The sequence below is a fragment of the Methylobacterium sp. AC690 genome (genome assembly GCF_979256535.1).
In genome coordinates, this window is record NZ_CEEDOX010000009.1 from 102,942 (window position 1) to 120,547 (window position 17,606).

A 17,606-nucleotide genomic window follows, 5' to 3' on the forward strand; every position below is an offset into this window, starting at 1 on the left:
CCCCTACGCCTCCGCGTCCTCGCTGTGCCCGCGCCGCCAATAGGCCACCGCAAGATGCCGGTCGCGGGGCAGGCCGCAGGTCTTGCGCCAATGGGCGCGCAGGGCCTTGAAGGTCTCGAACTCGGTGCCGGCCCAGGCGAAGACGCTGCGGTCCTGCGGGATCGGGATGGCGCGGACGGCCTCGGCCAGCTGGGGGGTGGTGCCGGCGGGGGCGCCCTTGCGGTGCAACCAGCGCAGGGCGAGGCCCGCGGGATGCTGCAGGGCCAGTTCGTCGGCTGCATCGTCCACCTCGACGACCGCCACGCCGGTGGCGTCGGGCGCCAGGCGCTCGAGGATACGGCCGATCGCCGGCAGCGCCGTGTCGTCGCCGGCCAGGAGGTACCATTGCGCGGGGGCGACGCCGCGCCCGCCGGGTCCCAGTATGCCGACGACATCGCCGAGGCGGGCCCGCGCGGCGAAGGCGGCCCCCGGACCGGGCGCCGCGTGCAGGACGAAGTCCAGCGTGATCTCGCCGGCCTCCGCGTCGACCCGCCGGACGGTGTAGGTGCGCAGGGCCGGCGCGGCCGGCCCCTCCGGCCAGACCGGGATGCCGTTGGCGCCCGGCACCGGCCAGACCGGCGGCTGGCCCGCGGGCGGTATCAGCAGGTGGATGTGCATGTCCGGCGCGTCGTAGCGACCGAGATCCTGGCCCGCGAAGGTGATGCGGCGCAGGTTCGGGGTGAGATCCCGGATGCGGCTCACCCGGACCTCGCGCAGGCTCGGCAGGGTGGTGTCCGCGCAGCCGTCCCCCGTCCAGACCAGGCGGGCCTCCGCCGCGCCCGGCAGCTCCTGCAGGTGCTGGGCGAGCATGAACTTGATAGCGGCGAGCCGGGTCGTGTCATCGGCCTCGGCCCGCAGGGTGAGGCGGTCCCGGTCGCTCTCCAGGATGCCGGTGCCGACGTCGAAGGCGATCCGGGTCCGGCCGGGCGCCGCCTCGACGACGAAGTCGTGCTCCTCGAAATGCGCGCAGAGATGCGCCACGTGGCGCTCCGCATCGGCGAGGTGGACCTCGGCCTCGGCTGCCAGCAATGTCACAGGATGATCTCCCCGTTCGTGCGGATGGGCGATGCGCCCCGATCGAGTGGCTGCTCAGGTCGGCCAGCCCTAGACGAAGGACAGCCGCAAGACAACCGCAATGCTTGCTTTATCATTATTCTAATTCAGTATAAAAACGTATTATCCGATCACATTCGACGACTGTTCTTTGCCTGCACTGCCGAAACCTGTGTAGAAACGCCCAGGCGATGCCGCTCCGGACCTGATCGAGACCGCCCCATGACGCAGACCTGTCCCGTCTTCCCGCGCGGGCCCCTCAACCCGGCGGGTCCGGTGCGCCTCGTCTGCCTGCCCTTCGCCGGCGGGAACGCCACCGCCTACGCGTCGCTGGAGCGCGCGCTCGCCGACGTCGCCGAGGTGCGGGTGCCGGAGCTGCCCGGGCGCGGCACCCGCTTCGGCGAGGCCTTCGCCACCGACCTGCCAACCGTCGCGGCCGAGATCGCCGGGGCCCTCCGGGCGATGCCGCAGAAGCCCCTCGTGCTGTTCGGCCATTCCCTGGGCACCCTCATCGCCTACGAGGTCGCGCGTACCCTCGCGGCCGCCGGAGGCGCGCCCCGTCACCTCGTCCTGAGCGGGCGCCGGGCGCCGCTGACCGGGGAAGGCCCGCTCGCGGAGGAGGCCCTGACGGACGCGGCCCTGGAAGCCCGCATGCGGCGCCTCGGCGGGACCCCGCCCGAGTTGTTCGCGGCGCGCGACCTGCTTGCCCTGGTGCTGCCGGTGGTACGGGCCGATTACCGCCTCGCCTCGCAACATGTACCGGATCCGACGTCGCAGCTCCTCGGGCTCCCGGCCACGATCCTGGGCGGCGACGCCGACCTCGACAACCCGCCCGGGCTGCTGCCCGGATGGGGCGCCTGGCTCGGGCGCGCGCCCGCGGTGCAGATCTGGCCCGGCGGCCACTTCTTCATCCGCGCGCAGGGGGAGCGCCTCGCGGCCCTGTTGCGCGACGTGATCGCGGCCGAGGCGCCCGCGCCCTGAGCCGGGCTCACGCGGCCGCCGCCCGGCACAGGGCGGTGCCGTCGCGGATGATGAAGTTCACCAGCGTCGGCGAGATCCCGGCCTCCCGGGCCAGGACGTTCTGCGGCACGCCGTCGATGCGATGGGCCAGGAAGACCCGGCGGGTGCGATCCGGCGTCCGCTCCAGGGCGGCCAGCACGGCCCGCAGGGCCTCGCAGCGCTCCAGATGCGCCAGCGGGCAGGCGCAGGGGGCCGGCACCGCCTCCGCGTCGGCATCCGGCGCCAGGCGGCAGCGCTCGCGCAGGTGCCGCCTGGCGCAGTCGACCGCGGCGTTGCGGACCATCCGGCGCAGGTAGGGGGCCGGCGCCGCAACCTCGGGACAGGCGGAGGCCTCGCACAGCTTCAGGACGACGTCCTGCACCACGTCCTCCGCCGTGGCACGGTCGCGCAGGATGCGGGCGGCGACCTCCACCAGGGCCGCCTGCTCGCGCACCAGGGCGGCGAGCAGGGTGGCGGCGGCGGGCGGCATGCCCCGCGGGGATGCGGAAACCGGGGTCCGTGTCATCGACAGCCCTCCTCGTGGCGATGGCCGCGACGATCCTTCGGGACGGGCCGGACGGGCGTCCGGCGTCGCATCCCGCGTGATCGTCGATTTCACGAACGAGGCTATGTCGACAAATCGAGATCGAATTCAAGCTTCTGATTGTAGATGATATCTATAATTAGAAGAGTTCTAGAAAATAAGAGTTCGTATTTTTCTAGATTAGTCTCGCGTTTTCTGTTCATGATACGCTTGGCGGGCGCATGATACGCTTGGCGGGCGGAAGATTATGGGATCCTCGCGCGCCCGAACGGAGCGACAGCCGGAGGAGAACGGATGAGTTTGGGCGGATTGGACTTTCAGACGTTGCTCGATACCCATCTCCGGATGCAGGCCGGATGCTACGTCGCGGGCGTGGAGCCGGCCCCCGGCGGTGGGTGCTACATCCGATCCGCCCTGCCGGAGCCGGGCTTCAACCTCGCCGTCGGGACGGGGGATCTCGGCTGGGTCGCGGCCACCGCCCGCCGCCACGGACGCCGGCCGGCCCTCCTCGCCCTCGACGACGCGGCCTCCCCCGATCCGGACGTGAAACCGGCCTGCATCGGGCGCTTCCCGACCCACTGGATGGTCCGGGACAGCGGCGCGCCGGGATCGTCCACGACCGGGTCGGCCCTCTCGGACAGTCTCGCCCTCACGGTGGAAACCAATCCCGCTCCTGGGCGGGACTTCCTCACGGTCTGCGGCGACCTCTACGCGGACCCGGCCACGAATGCCGTGGCGCAGGCCGTGTTCGTGCCGGTCCTCGCGGCCGCGCGGGCGGTGCCGGGCGTCGAGACCCGCCACCTCACGCTCAGCGAGGCCGGGACGCCCGTGGCCTGCGCCTCACTCTATCGCGCCGGATCGCGCGCGGGCCTCTACAATGTCGGCACCCGCGCCCCCCACCAGGGCCGGGGCCTCGGCGCCGCGGTGACACGGGCCGCCCTCCGTTGTGCCGCGGAGGCCGGCGCCGGAACGGTGTCCCTGCAATGCGTCGGTGACGGCCCGGTCGAGCGCCTCTACCAGCGCCTCGGCTTCACGGTGGCGGCAAGCCCGGTCCTCTGGGTCTTCGACGACGCTTGAACGCCCCCTCAGGCGGGGCTTGGATTCAAGCGGGGCTTGGATTCAGGCGGGGCTTGGATTCAGGCGGGCGGCGAAGCTGTCGTGGAAGGCGGGGGAATCGACGATCTCCCGATGGGTCACCCCCGGGATGACGTCTCGGCTGAGCACGTTTCGGGAATAGCGGGTCCAGTCCACGTGGTTGAGGCCGCGCGCGAGCGACTCTCCGGCGAGCCAGACCCGGATCGGGGCGTCGAAGGCCGCGGCCCGGTATCCCCGGTAAAGCAGCGTGTTGTCCACGAAGGTCCAGAGCTCGAATTCCTTGCTGCCGAGGCCCGGTCCGTCGGCGGGGAGCGGTCCGGTGGCGGCGACGTAGGCGAGGAACTGCGCCGTCAGGCTCTCGTCCATGCGCCGGAACAGGTCCTCCCAGTCGGCGCGCATGGGCGCGCGTTCGAGCCAGCTGGCGACCTGCGCCTCCCGGGCGCGACGCTCCCGGGGGTCCAGGAGCGGCAGGGCACCGACCGCGAAGTTCACGTCGATGTCGCAGACATCGAGCATGCCGACGAAGGTCAGGTCCACGTCCGAGCCCAGCATCCGCGCGGCCTCGTAGGCGAGCACGCCGCCCCAGGACCAGCCGAGCAGCGTGCAGGGCCGACCGGCGCATTCGGCTCGGATGGTCTCGGCGTAGCGGGCGGCGATGTCCTCCACCGAGACGACATTCTTGCGGGCCTCGCTCAGGGAGTAGCAGACGAAGCCGGTCACCGGCTGGTCCGGCCCGAGCCGGCGGACCAGGGGCGCATATTCACGGGTGTTCACCATCAGGCCGGGGAAGCAGTACAGCATCGGGCGGGTCCCGCCCCGCGCCAGTTGCACCACCTCGGCATGGCCCACCGCGTCGGCGGTCAGCGCCGCCGCCAGGGTCGCCACGGTCTGGTTGTTGAACAGGTCGGCGATGGTCGGGCCGCGTCCGGGGAAGGCCGTTCCCAGCGCGGTCAGGACCCGCAGGGCCGTCAGCGAATGGGCGCCGGCCTCGAAGACGTTCTGATCGGGGTGAAGGGCGGGCAGGCCGAGGGCCTCGGCCCAGATACCGGCCACCACGGCCTCCGTCTCGCTCAAGGGCCGTGCCGGCGCGTCCTCGGGCAGCTGATCGGCCGGGTCCGGCAGGGCCGCCCGGTCGAGCTTGCCCCCCGGCGTCAGCGGCAGGGCCGCCAGAACCACGATCCGGCCCGGCACCAGGTAGTCCGGCAGACGCCGCGCCAGGGCCGCGCGCAAGCCCGCCTCCGCCGGCGCGGCGCCGGGCGCCGCCACCACGTAGCCCACCAGGCGCGGACCCGCCGGCCCGTCCCGCAGGGCGGCGGCCGCCCCCGCCACCGTCTCCTGGGCGAGCAGGGCCGCCTCGACCTCGCCCAGCTCGATCCGGAAGCCGCGCAGCTTCACCTGCGCGTCCGCCCGCCCGAGATACGCCACCGTCCCGTCCGCCCGCCAGCGGGCGAGGTCCCCCGTGCGGTAGAGCCGGGCCCCGGGCGCCCCGTAGGGGTCGGGCAGGAAGCGGGCCGCCGTCTGACCCGGCTGGCCGAGATAGCCCCGCGCCAGGCAGGCGCCGCCGAGGTAGAGCTCGCCCGTCACCCCCACCGGCACCGGCTCCAGGGCCGCGTCGAGGATCAGGGCGCGGCGCGGACCCACCGCCCGGCCGATCGGCGCGTAGGCGTCCTCCACCGTGGCCTCCGGGCCGGTCTTCCAGGCCAGGGGCGAGATCACCGTCTCGGTGGGCCCGTAGCCGTTGATGAGGAAGCGCGGGCGCAAGGCCCGCGCGATCAGCCCGAAGCTCTCGCGCGAGAGGGCCTCGCCGCCGAAGGCGTAGGAGCGCGGGCTGGGGGCGGGGCCGGCGGCGGCCTCGAGCGCCAGGGCGTGCATGTAGGCGGTGGGAAAGCCCGCATGGCTGACGCGGTGTCGCTCCATGGCGTCGAGGGCCTCGCGCGGGGTCCAGAGGCCGTCGGGCTTGAGCACGACGCAGCCGCCGAAGGCCAGGGGCACCATCCAGCGCTCGTGGGCGCCGTCGAAGCTCATGGAGAGGACGTGGAGTTCGCGGGTCTCGGGTCCGGTCTGGTAGAGGGCGCCGGTGGCGCGGATATGGGCGGCCAGGGGTCCGTGGGCGACGGCCACGCCCTTGGGCCGTCCGGTGGAGCCGGAGGTGTGGATGACGTAGGCGAGCTGGTCCGGGTGCAGCGTGACGGCGGGGGCGGTGGCGGGCTCGGCCGCGAGGTCGAGGGCGTCATGGTCGAGGGTCCCGGGCAGGCCGGGGACGGTGGCGAGGCGGGCGAGGGTGTCGGCGTCGCCGAGGACGAGGCGCGGTTCGGCATCGGCCAGGAGGGCGGCGATCCGGGCGGGGGGCAGGCCGGGATCGAGGGGCAGGAAGGCGCCGCCCGCGCGCAGGATTGCGAGGAAGGCGGCGATCTGGCGGGCGGAGCGCGGCAGGGCGACGGCGACGCGGGTCTCGGCCCGGACGCCGTGCCGGACGAGGGCGTGGGCGAGGCGGTTGGCGCTGGCGTCGAGGGCGGCGAAGGTGGTGGTCTCGCCGCCGATTACGGCGGGCGCGTCGGGGCGTGCGGCGGCGGCGCGCGCGATCAGGCCGGGCAGGAGGTCCTCGGCCAGGGGGAGCGGTCCGGGATAGGGGGCCGACAGGGCCAGGCGGGTCCGTTCCGGGACGAGGGGCAGGAGGTCCACCCGCCGCGACGGCTCCGCCACCGCAGCGGACAGGAGACGCAGGAAGCCGTCGCGCATCCGCTCCACGGTCTCTTGGTGGAACAGGTCGCGGGCATAGCCGAAGGTCCCGCTCAGGGTCCCGTCCGCGGACCCGACCGTCTCCAGCACCAGGTCGAACTGGATGCTGCCAGTTTCGCGGCCGAACGGCGCCACGGTGAGGTCGCCGACCGTGAACCGGTCCGGGCCGGCGACGCGGTGGTTGTGCATCACCTGGACGAGGGGGGTGTGACTGACGCTGCGCCGGGTCTGCAGGGCATCCACCAGCCGCTCGAAGGGCAGGTCCGCATGTCCCTGCGCCTCCAGCATGGCCTCACGCACCCCCACAACGAAGCGCTCCACGCTTGCGGCCGGGTCGACGTCCAGGCGCAGCGCCAGGGTGTTCACGAACAGGCCGACCACGCGCTCGGTCTCCGGCCGCCCGCGATTGGCGATTGGCACGCCGATGCGCAGGGACGTCTCGCCGGTGATCCGGCGCAGGAGCAGTGCGAAGATCGCGAGGAGCACCATGGCGGGGGTCGCGCCGGCCACCCGCGCGAGCCCGCGCAGCCCCTCCGCGACACCCGCCTCCACCGCGAAGGCGACGGCCGCACCGCGAAAGCTCTGGACCGCGGGCCGGGCCCTGTCGAGGGGCAGCGGCAGCACCGGGTCGCCGGTGCCGAGAAGGTCGCGCCAGCGCCCGAGCTGCCGGTCGAGCTCGCCCGCTTCCAGCCAGTCGCGCTGCCAACGGGCATAATCCGCATAGGCGATGGGCAGGGGCGGCAGGTCGGCCGCGCGCCCGGACGCGTAGAGCCGCATCAACTCGATCAGGAGGATCTCGACCGAGCGGCCGTCGGCGACGAGGTGGTGCAGGGTCAGGAGCAGGACGTGTCGGTCCGGTCCGCAGCGCACCAGCAGCGTCCGCAGCAGCGGCGGGACGGCGAGGTCGAAGGCCCCCCGCGCCTCGGCCCGCGAGAGGGCGTCGAGGCGTTCCCGCTGCGCCGGCGGGGCGAGATCCGAGACATCCGCGTCGCGCAGCAGGGTGTCGCCGACGGCCCCGTGGGTCACCGCCTCGACCCGGTCCTCCGATCCCGGGCGGAAGCCGGTCCGCAGGCTCGGATGCCGCGCCGCGAGGGCCGCGAGCGCAGCTGCAAGGGCCGCCCGGTCCAGGGGACCGTCGAGCCGGAGGCCACCGGCGATGTGCAGGAGGGCCGCGTCGCCGCCCATTCGGCCGATCATCCAGAGGCGCTCCTGTGCATAGGAGAGCCGGGCGCAGGACACGGGGAGACCGGAGGGCTGGCCAACCGCCGGATCTGCCGCTTCGCCCGGCACGATGGGCAGGCGCCCGAAATCGATGCCGCGGGCGGCCAGGGCCTCGAGGAAGAGCCGGCGCTTCTCGGCGGGGAGGCGGCCGAAGCGGCGGCTGAGGTCGGCGGCGTGGGCGTTCACTCAGGCCTCCAGATCGGCGAGGAGATCGTCCATGGCGGAGAGATCGCCAGGGTCGCCCGCCCCGTCGGCGCGCTTCGCCTCCACCGCCCGGGCTAGGCCGCACAGGGGCTGGGCCTCGAATACGGTGCGGATCGGAACCGGGGTACCGAGGCGCTGGCCGATCCGCATCGCCACCTGCGCGGCGCTCAGGGAATGCCCCCCGAGGGCGAAGAAGTTGTCGTCGCGGGTCACCGCGCTGACGTCCAGCACCTCGCACCAGATCGTCGCGATCGCCCGCTCCGTCTCGCCCTCCGGCGGTTCCGAGACCGGATTGGCGCGCGTCTGTTCGGGCAGGGTTCGGGTGTCGAGCTTGCCATTGGGGGTCAGCGGCAGGGCCGCCAGGGCAACGATGACGGCCGGCACCATGTGCTCGGGCAGCCGCCGCAGCAGGCGGGCGCGCAGGCCGGGCTCGTCCAGGTCCCCGGCCGCCGGATCCGCCGGGACCACGTAGGCGAAGAGGCGCGGCCCGCCGGGGCCGTCGCGCAGGATCACGGTCGCATCCGCGACCTCCGGCTCGGCCCGGAGAGCCGCCGCGACCTCGCCGGTCTCGATGCGGTAGCCGCGCAGCTTCACCTGCCCGTCGCACCGGCCGAGATAGGCGAGGCTGCCGTCGGGCCGGCGCAGGGCGCGGTCGCCGCTGCGGTAGAGCCGTGCCCCCGGTGGGCCGTAGGGATCGGGCACGAAGCGCGCGGCGGTGAGGCCGGGCCGGCCGAGGTAACCGCTGGCGAGGCCGGCGCCGCCCACGTGGATCTCCCCCGGCACGCCGTCCGGCACCGGATCCAGGGCGTCGTCGAGGAGGTGGAGAGTCAGGTCCGGCAGGGCCTCGCCGATCGGGCTGTCCGGCGATGCGGCGTCGCCGGCCCGCAACGCCCGCGAGGTGACGTGCACCGTGGTCTCGGTGATGCCGTACATGTTGACGAGCCGGGGGGCCGCGTCGCCAAAGCGCTCGAACCAGGGCGCGAGGCCGGCGACATCCAGGGCCTCGCCGCCGAACACGATCGTGCGCAGGGCGAGAGGCGGGGACGGCGTGCGGGCCAGAACCGCCTGCATCAGCGGCCGGAAGGCGGAGGGGGTCTGGTTCAGGACCGTGACGCTCTCGTGCACGAGGAGATCGAGGAAGGCGTCCGCCGCCCGCGCGACCGAACGGGGCACCACGACGAGGCGCCCGCCATGGCAGAGGGCGCCGAAGATCTCCCAGACCGAGAAGTCGAATCCGTAGGCGTGGAACAGCGTCCATACATCGGCCTCGCCGAAGCCGAACTGGCCCTGCGTGGTCTCCAGGAGCCGGGCGACGTTGGCGTGGGTGATCACGACGCCCTTGGGCTGTCCCGTGGAGCCCGAGGTGTAGATCACGTAGGCCGGCTGGTCGGGATGGGGCGGCCCCGGCAGGGTCACGGCGTCGGTCTCGTCCGGAAGCGGGCCGTCGAGGCGGATGAGGCGGGGCGCCGGCGTGGGCCCCGCGACGTCCGGCCCGAGGGCGTCGCCCTGGACCAGGACATGTGCGGCGCCCGAATCGGCCAGCAGGAAGGCGAGCCGGTCGGCCGGGTAGCCGGGATCGAGGGGCAGGTAACCGGCGCCGCTCTTCAGGATCGCCAGCAGGCCGACCACGAGATCGAGGGAGCGCTCGGCGCAGAGGCCCACCAGGGCGCCCGGTCGGACACCGGCGCGCACGAGGTGACGGGCCAGCCGCGCGGCGCGGGCGTCGAGCGCGCCGTAGCTGAGGTCCGCGTCCGCGCAGGTCACGGCGATCGCCTGGGGGCGACGCTGCGCCTGCGCGGCGATGCGCCGGTGGATCGCCGGCTCAGCCGGTGCTGGCCCGGCCGGGGCCGGCAGGCGGACACCGGCCCACCCCGCGCGGCGCTCGCCCTCCGGAACGAGGTCCAGGCTCCCAAGGGGCGCCTGCGCGTTCTCCGCCAGGGCCGCGAGGGTGCCCAGCATCTGCGCCGCCAGCCGGTCGATGTCGGCGGTGCCGATCCGGGCGCGGTCGTGGCTCCAGGTCAGGCGCGGCGCCGCATCGAGGAGGACCGAGAGCGTGAGGGGCGCGTCCGTCGCCTCCAGGGTCGTCACCGGCCCGAAGCGCAGGCCGCCCGCGTCGCGGTCGCGGACCACGGCATCGATGGGGTAGTTCTCGACCACGAGAAGGCTGTCGAAGAGCGGCCGGCCCGGCGACCCCGCCCAGCCCTGGATCGCCACCAGCGGCGCCAGGGCATGGTCGCGCAGGGTCGCGGCCGCGTCCTGCAGCTCCCGCAGCCACGTGCCGACCGGCCTCTCGGCCGGGAGGTGGATGCAGCGCGGCACCGTGTTGATGAACAGGCCGAGCACCGCATGCATCCCGCCGTCATCGGCGGGCCGGCCCGAGACCGTGACGCCGAAGGCCACCCGGGACCGGTTGGTGAAGCGCGCCAGCGTCAGGGCCCAGGCGGCCTCGAACAGAGTTGCGAGGGTGACGCGCTCGGCGCGCGCCACGGCCTTGAGGCGCGCGATCAGCGCCCGATCCAGCGGGGTGTCGACAGTTCCGTGGCCGGTCCACCCCGTCTCGCCCGAGAGGGCGGGCGCGAGGAGGCTCGGTTCGTCGAGGGGCGCCAGGGCATCCCGCCAATAGGCCGCGTCGCCTACGGAATCGCCCCGTGCCAGGGCGGCGACGTGCTCCCGGAACAGGCGGTGCGGCGGCTCCAAGGCCTCGCCCGCATAGGTCCGCAGCACCTCGGAGACGAGGCGGGCATTGCTCCAGCCGTCGAGGAGGAGGTGGTGGCAGGTCCAGATCAGGCGGTGGGACCCGTCCGGAAGGGCTGCCAGGAGGAGCCGCATCAGCGGAGGACGCGCGAGGTCGAAGCCCTGCGCCCGCTCGGCTTCCGCCAGGGCGCCGAGATCCGGCGCCGCGTCCGTGCGCAGGTCGCGCCACGCGACGGGAAGCTCCGCCGTCGCGTGGACCGCCTGGAGCGGCGCGCCCATCGCCTCGGTCCAGAGAAAGCCGCTGCGCAGGACCGGGTGCCGGGCGAGCGCCGCCCGCCACGCCGCCACGAAGCGCGGGGCGTCGAGGCCCCCGATGGTGACGGCGAGCTGGTTCACGTAGAGGCCCGTTCCGGGCGCGGCGAGGGCGTGGAACAGGATGCCGGCCTGGGCGGGGGCGAGCGGGTAGAGGTCGCGGACGCTGCGGTCGTCGAGGCCGAGGCGATCGAGCCCGTCCTGGTCGAGGCCGGCGAGGGGCACGGCGGACGGGGTCAGGCCATGCGCCTCCGGTGCGGATGCCAGCGCCGCGAGTTCGTCCCGGATGCGCTCCGACAGGGTCCCAATGGTGCGCTCCGTGAAGCGCGTCTTCGCATAGGCGAGGCGCAGGGTGAGGCTGCCGCCGCGCACGTAGCTGTCGATGGTGAGCTCGGCGCCGAGCGGTGAATCCGGGTCGGCCGAGAGGTGCATGTCCTCGGCGTCCAGGGCGAACAGGCCGCCCGGGGCGAGACCGTCGAGGGTGCCGAGATGGTTGAAGGTCAGGGCCGGAACCGGCAGGGCGGCGAGGCGGTCGCGGATCTCGGTGGGACCCAGTTCGCGCAGGCGGCCGAATTCGTCCGCCGCGCCGGGCAGGCAGCGCAGGGCCTCCTTGACCGTCCGAACGTCGCGATCGCGGTCCCCCGTGAGGGCGAGGCGCACCGGAACCAGCGTGGTGAACCAGCCCACGGTGCGCTCCACCGCCAGGGCCGCATCGCGGCCGTGCCGTTCCACGGTGACGTGCAGGGTGTCTCCGCCAGCCCAGGCGGCGACGGCACGGGCGATGCCGGTGAGCACCCGCTCGTGCAGGCGCGGGCGCGTCGCCCCCCCTGCCCTGTCGAGGCCGGCGGTGGTGCCGGCATCGAAGGCGATCCGGATCTCGCGGGCGTCGCGCTGCCGGCGGGTGCCGTCCGGATGGTCGACCGGCAGGGCACGGGAGGGGGCGCCAAGGGCGGCGATCCAGGGCGCAGGGTCTCGCGGCGGCTGCGTGCCCACATGGTGCGCGACGGCGCGGAACGGGACGGCCGGGGCGGAGAGCGCGGCATCGTCGCGGTACAGCGCTTCGAGGTCGGTGAGGAGTATGCGCCAGGAGACGGCGTCGACGACCAGGTGGTGGGCGGTCAGCAGGAGGCGGGCCGGGCCGTCGTCGGCCACGGCGAGGATTGCCGCGAAGACCCGGCCGCACGCGAGGTCGAGGCTCCGCTCGGCGGCGCGGAAGCAGGCTTCCGTCTCGGCCTCGTATGCGACCGCAACCTGGGCGACCGGGTCGGGCAGCTGCTCGGCCGGGACGGGCGCCTGGGTCCAGGCCCCCTCGTGGTCGCGCCGGAAGGCCGTGCGCAGGGCCTCGTGGCGGGCCGGAAGACGGCGCAGCGCGTCGGCGAGGCGGTCGCCGTCGACATCCGCCCCGAGGGTCAGGCGCAGCGACTGGTTCCAGTGGTCCGGGCGTGGCATGTCCTGGCGCAGGAACCACGCCTGGATCGGCGTGAGCGGAGCCGGGCCTTCCGGCAGGGCGGGCGCGGCCGCCTCGGTGCCGCGCGTCCGGAGCACGCGAGCCAGGGCCGCCACGGTCTGATGCGCGAAGATCTGCCGGGGCTGCGCGGCAAAGCCCGCCGCGCGCAGGCGCGCCACGATCTGGAGGCTGAGGATCGAGTCGCCGCCGGCCTCGAAGAAGTTTTGATCGGGGTGGATGGTTGTGAGGCCGAGGGCCTCGGCCCAGATGCGCGCGACCACAGCTTCGGTCTCGGTGAGCGGGCGGGCCGGGGCCGCTTCGACCGGGAGGTCGGCGGGCGCCGGCAGGGCCGCCCGGTCGAGCTTGCCCCCCGGCGTCAGCGGCAGGGCCGCCAGAACCACGATCCGGCCCGGCACCAGGTAGTCCGGCAGACGCCGCGCCAGGGCCGCGCGCAAGCCCGCCTCCGCCGGCGCGGCGCCGGGCGCCGCCACCACGTAGCCCACCAGGCGCGGACCCGCCGGCCCGTCCCGCAGGGCGGCGGCCGCCCCCGCCACCGTCTCCTGGGCGAGCAGGGCCGCCTCGACCTCGCCCAGCTCGATCCGGAAGCCGCGCAGCTTCACCTGCGCGTCCGCCCGCCCGAGATACGCCACCGTCCCGTCCGCCCGCCAGCGGGCGAGGTCCCCCGTGCGGTAGAGCCGGGCCCCGGGCGCCCCGTAGGGGTCGGGCAGGAAGCGGGCCGCCGTCTGACCCGGCTGGCCGAGATAGCCCCGCGCCAGGCAGGCGCCGCCGAGGTAGAGCTCGCCCGTCACCCCCACCGGCACCGGCTCCAGGGCCGCGTCGAGGATCAGGGCGCGGCGCGGACCCACCGCCCGGCCGATCGGCGCGTAGGCGTCCTCCACCGTGGCCTCCGGGCCGGTCTTCCAGGCCAGGGGCGAGATCACCGTCTCGGTGGGCCCGTAGCCGTTGATGAGGAAGCGCGGGCGCAAGGCCCGCGCGATCAGCCCGAAGCTCTCGCGCGAGAGGGCCTCGCCGCCGAAGGCGTAGGAGCGCGGGCTGGGGGCGGGGCCGGCGGCGGCCTCGAGCGCCAGGGCGTGCATGTAGGCGGTGGGAAAGCCCGCATGGCTGACGCGGTGTCGCTCCATGGCGTCGAGGGCCTCGCGCGGGGTCCAGAGGCCGTCGGGCTTGAGCACGACGCAGCCGCCGAAGGCCAGGGGCACCATCCAGCGCTCGTGGGCGCCGTCGAAGCTCATGGAGAGGACGTGGAGTTCGCGGGTCTCGGGTCCGGTCTGGTAGAGGGCGCCGGTGGCGCGGATATGGGCGGCCAGGGGTCCGTGGGCGACGGCCACGCCCTTGGGCCGTCCGGTGGAGCCGGAGGTGTGGATGACGTAGGCGAGCTGGTCCGGGTGCAGCGTGACGGCGGGGGCGGTGGCGGGCTCGGCCGCGAGGTCGAGGGCGTCATGGTCGAGGGTCCCGGGCAGGCCGGGGACGGTGGCGAGGCGGGCGAGGGTGTCGGCGTCGCCGAGGACGAGGCGCGGTTCGGCATCGGCCAGGAGGGCGGCGATCCGGGCGGGGGGCAGGCCGGGATCGAGGGGCAGGAAGGCGCCGCCCGCGCGCAGGATTGCGAGGAAGGCGGCGATCTGGCGGGCGGAGCGCGGCAGGGCGACGGCGACGCGGGTCTCGGCCCGGACGCCGTGCCGGACGAGGGCGTGGGCGAGGCGGTTGGCGCTGGCGTCGAGGGCGGCGAAGGTGGTGGTCTCGCCGCCGATTACGGCGGGCGCGTCGGGGCGTGCGGCGGCGGCGCGCGCGATCAGGCCGGGCAGGAGGTCCTCGGCCAGGGGGAGCGGTCCGGGATAGGGGGCCGACAGGGCCAGGCGGGTCCGTTCCGGGACGAGGGGCAGGAGGTCCACCCGCCGCGACGGCTCCGCCACCAGCGCAACCAGAAGACGAAGGAAACCGTCGCGGATTCTCGTGACCGCTGGGGCGTCGAACAGCGCGGTGCGATAGGCGAAGGTGCAGGCGGGCGCCTCCGCGTTCTCCGCAACTTCCAGAACGAGGTCAAAGGCCGGAGTGCCTGTATCCCGCCCGAAAGCCGTGAGGCTGAGGCCGCCCGCCTCCCCGAGGGTGCCGAGCCCGGCCGGCTGCTGGCTGATCATGACCTGCGCCAGGGGGGCGCGGCCGGGTACGCGCTGCGGCTGCAGCGCCTCCACCAGGCGCTCGAACGGCAGCTCGGCATGGGCCTGCGCCTCCGCCAGCACGGACCAGACCCGAGCGACAAGGTCGCGCCCGTCGCCGGTGGGCTCGATCGCGACCGGGATGACCAGGGTGTTCACGAAGAGGCCGACGAGGCCCTCCGTCTCCGGGCGCTGGCGCCCGGCCACCGGCACGGCGAGGCGCAGGGCGCGCGTCCCCGCGAAGCGGCCCAGGACCAGCGCGAAGGCGGCGGTCAGCACGGCGAAGGGCGAGGTGCCGGTGGCGCGCGCGAAATCCGCCACGCCGCGGCCGAGGGCCGGATCGATCTGGAAAGCGAGCCGGCCGGGGGACGCCGTCTCGGTTGGGCGGGCGCGGTCGCTCAAAGCGAGATCCGGCTCCGGGCCATCCAGGCGCGCGCGCCACCAGGCGAGGTCCTCGGCGCGGGCCGCTTCCCGGGCCGGGTCGCGCTGCCAAGCCGCGACGTCGACGGGCTGGATCGGCAGGGGCTCGAGGGGATCCGCCCGGCCCGCGCGGGCCGCCGCGTAGAGGGCCGGCCATTCGCGCAGGATCACCCGCATCGACCAGCCGTCGGCGACGATGTGGTGCATCGTGACGAGAAGCACGTGCGCCTCGGGGGCGCAGCGCACCAGCCGGAACCGGGAGAGGGCGCCGCCATCGAGGGTGAAGGGAGCCTCCGCCTCTGCATGCATGAGCGCCTCCAGGGCTTCTTCGCGCGCCCGCTCGTCGAGCCCAGACAGGTCCGTTTCGGGCAGGCCGGGCGATGCGGCCACGGGATCGATCACGGCATCCGCCCGCCCGTCCGGGCGCTGGCGCAGCCGCGTGCGGAAGGCCTCGTGGCGCGCCGTCAGCGCGGACAGGGTGGTTTCGAGGGCCGCACGGTCCATGGGGCCGTCGAGGCGCAGTCCGCCGGCGATGTGGTGGCCGGGGCCGTCGCCGTAGGCGGCCTCGAACCATAGGCGGTCCTGGCCGGGCGAGAGCGGTAGCGCGCCCGACCGATCCGCGCGCGGGATCGCGGCCTGGGCGGCGCCGGTCTCGCGCAGGCGGTCCAGGGCCTGCGCGAGGGCGCCGAGGCGCGGATGGGCGAACAGGGTCGCGGCGGGCAGGGACAGGCCGGTCGCGGCGTGGATCTCGGTCAGGATGCGGATCGCGCTGAGGGAGTCGCCCCCTTGGGCGAAGAAGTGGCTGTCGCGATCCTGCTCCGTCCGCCCGAGGATCCGGGCGAACAGCCCGGCCACCAGTGCCTCGGTGGGCGTGAGAGCCGCGGATTGCTGCGTTCGCGCCGCGGCCAGCCGGCCATCCTCGATCACCGCGTAGGCATCGAGGCTGCCCGCCAGCCAGCCCTCTCGGGTCGCCCCGCGCTGGATCTTGCCGCTTGAGGTGCGCGGCAGGCCGCCCGGATTGAGGAGCACGACGACGCCGGCGGTCTCCAGGAAAGCGTCGGCCACGGCTTCCGAGACCAGAGCCGCCAGAGCCTCGGGCCGCACCAGCTTCTGGACGCTGCGCGAGACTTCCACGGCGACGCCGATGCCCTCGCGGCCCTCGCGTTCCAGGCCGAAGGCGGCGATCCGGCCCTGGCGCAGGATGTCGACCTCCGCCTCGACCACCCGCTCGACGTCCTGCGGATAGACGTTCTGCCCGCGCAGGATGATGAGGTCCTTGGCCCGTCCCACCAAGACGAGCCGCCCCGCCGTCAGGAAGCCGAGGTCGCCGGTACGCAGCCAGCGCCGGCCCTCGACCTCCGGGAAGGTCTCGGCGCTCGCCGCCGGGTTGCGCCAATAGCCCTGGGCGAGGCTGGGGCCGGAGACGCGGACCTCGCCGACGACGCCCTCCGGCAGGAAGACCCCGGCCGGGTCGGCGATCCTGACCGGGTGGTCCTCCTGCGACATGCCGCACTCGACGAGGCGGCTCGCCTCCTCGCTCGCCGTCTCCCGTGCCTCGCCCCGGGCTAGGCTCCCGGGGTCGAGGTCGAGGCTGCGCAGGCCGGCGCCGCGCCTGCCCGCCGAAACGAACAGGGTCGCCTCGGCGAGGCCGTAGCAGGGCATGAGCGCGCGCGGGTCAAAGCCGGCAGGGGCGAAGCGCGCGGCGAAATCCGCCATGGTCGCGGCGCGCACCATCTCGGAGCCCGAGAAGGCCACCTGCCAGGAGGATAGGTCGAGGCGCGCCAGGGCGTCGTCGTCGATGCGGTCATGGCAGAGCCGGAAGGCGAAGTCGGGGCCGCCGCTCACCGTGCCGCGATGGCGGTGGATCGCCTCCGGCCAGCGGGCGGGACGTCCCAGGAAGTGCTTGGGCGACATCAGCACAGCCGGGATGCCGGCATGGATCGGCTGCAGCAGCCCACCGATCAGGCCCATGTCGTGGTAGAGCGGCAGCCAGCTCACCATCACGTCGTCCGCGCGGAAGCCGAGGCCATCGCGGATCGCGCGCTCGTTCGCCATCAGGTTGGCGTGGCTGACCACGACGCCCTTGGGCGAGGCCGTGGAGCCCGAGGTGTATTGTAGGAAGGCGATCCCGTCCGGCTCCGGCAATTGGCCTCGCCAGTCCGCGGCCTCCGCCGTCGCGATGTCCTCGACGCTGAGGACCACCGCCGCGGCGGCCCCCGGCATGGCCCGGACGATGTCGGCGGCCTCGCGGTGCACGAGGATCGCCGCCGGCTCGGAATCCGTCAGGATCGCCGACAGCCGGGCCTGATGCTGCGCCCGGAGTGCCTCGGGCGGGAAGGCCGGCACCGCGATCAGGCCGGCATAGAGGCAGCCGAAGAAGGCCGCCACGTAGTCGAGGCCCGTCTCCAGCATCACGGCGACCCGGTCGCCCGGCAGCGCATGGCCCTGGAGCCGGGCAGCGACGGCCCGGACGCGCCGGTCGAGGTCCGCGTAGCTCACCGTGATCTCGCCGGAGGCCGGATCGTCGAGGAAATGCAGGGCCGCGACCGGGCCATGGGCCTCGGCCAGCCCGCGCAGGTGGCGGACGAAATCGCGGGCGGGGGCCACCGTGATCGGAGCGCGCGGGACGACGACGGTCATCGGATCTCCTGACGACATGCGAGGCTGG

The 17,606-nt window shown here is 74.4% G+C and carries 6 protein-coding genes; 2 read left to right on the top strand and 4 right to left on the bottom strand.

The window, feature by feature from the left end; all coding sequences use genetic code 11:
- Positions 1-3 precede the first annotated feature (3 nt).
- The gene (locus AC0IY1_RS12355) at positions 4-1,074 is read right to left on the bottom strand and encodes a DUF2218 domain-containing protein (RefSeq protein ID WP_471769871.1); all 1,071 of its coding nucleotides are present in this window, start codon (positions 1,072-1,074) and stop codon (positions 4-6) included.
- Between the two features lie 240 nt (positions 1,075-1,314).
- Here AC0IY1_RS12355 and AC0IY1_RS12360 point away from each other — a divergent pair, with 240 nt between their 5' ends.
- Positions 1,315-2,073, top strand: a complete 759-nt coding sequence (locus AC0IY1_RS12360; RefSeq protein WP_471769873.1) for a thioesterase II family protein — start codon at positions 1,315-1,317, stop codon at positions 2,071-2,073.
- A 7-nt stretch (positions 2,074-2,080) separates the two neighbouring features.
- Here AC0IY1_RS12360 and AC0IY1_RS12365 read toward each other — a convergent pair whose 3' ends face one another.
- Complete coding sequence (locus tag AC0IY1_RS12365) at positions 2,081-2,617, bottom strand: sigma-70 family RNA polymerase sigma factor (protein WP_244477474.1); 537 nt, start codon at positions 2,615-2,617, stop codon at positions 2,081-2,083.
- Between the two features lie 342 nt (positions 2,618-2,959).
- Here AC0IY1_RS12365 and AC0IY1_RS12370 point away from each other — a divergent pair, with 342 nt between their 5' ends.
- The gene (locus AC0IY1_RS12370; RefSeq protein ID WP_471769875.1) at positions 2,960-3,712 is read left to right on the top strand and encodes a GNAT family N-acetyltransferase; all 753 of its coding nucleotides are present in this window, start codon (positions 2,960-2,962) and stop codon (positions 3,710-3,712) included.
- Positions 3,713-3,754: 42 nt separating this feature from the next.
- Here the strand turns inward: AC0IY1_RS12370 and AC0IY1_RS12375 are convergent, their stop codons facing one another.
- Positions 3,755-7,876, bottom strand: a complete 4,122-nt coding sequence (locus tag AC0IY1_RS12375) for an amino acid adenylation domain-containing protein (protein ID WP_471769876.1) — start codon at positions 7,874-7,876, stop codon at positions 3,755-3,757.
- A complete protein-coding gene (locus tag AC0IY1_RS12380) occupies positions 7,877-17,578 on the bottom strand; it encodes an amino acid adenylation domain-containing protein (protein WP_471769878.1) in 9,702 nt (3,233 codons plus the stop codon). It lies immediately after the preceding gene.
- Between the last annotated feature and the right edge of the window lie 28 nt (positions 17,579-17,606).

Bases quoted from the DNA above. Each gene is read 5' to 3' on its own strand.
- AC0IY1_RS12360 (WP_471769873.1), top strand. From the start codon at position 1,315: ATGACGCAGACCTGTCCCGTCTTCCCGCGCGGGCCCCTCAACCCGGCG.
- AC0IY1_RS12365 (WP_244477474.1), bottom strand. From the start codon at position 2,617: ATGACACGGACCCCGGTTTCCGCATCCCCGCGGGGCATGCCGCCCGCC.
- AC0IY1_RS12380 (WP_471769878.1), bottom strand. From the start codon at position 17,578: ATGACCGTCGTCGTCCCGCGCGCTCCGATCACGGTGGCCCCCGCCCGC.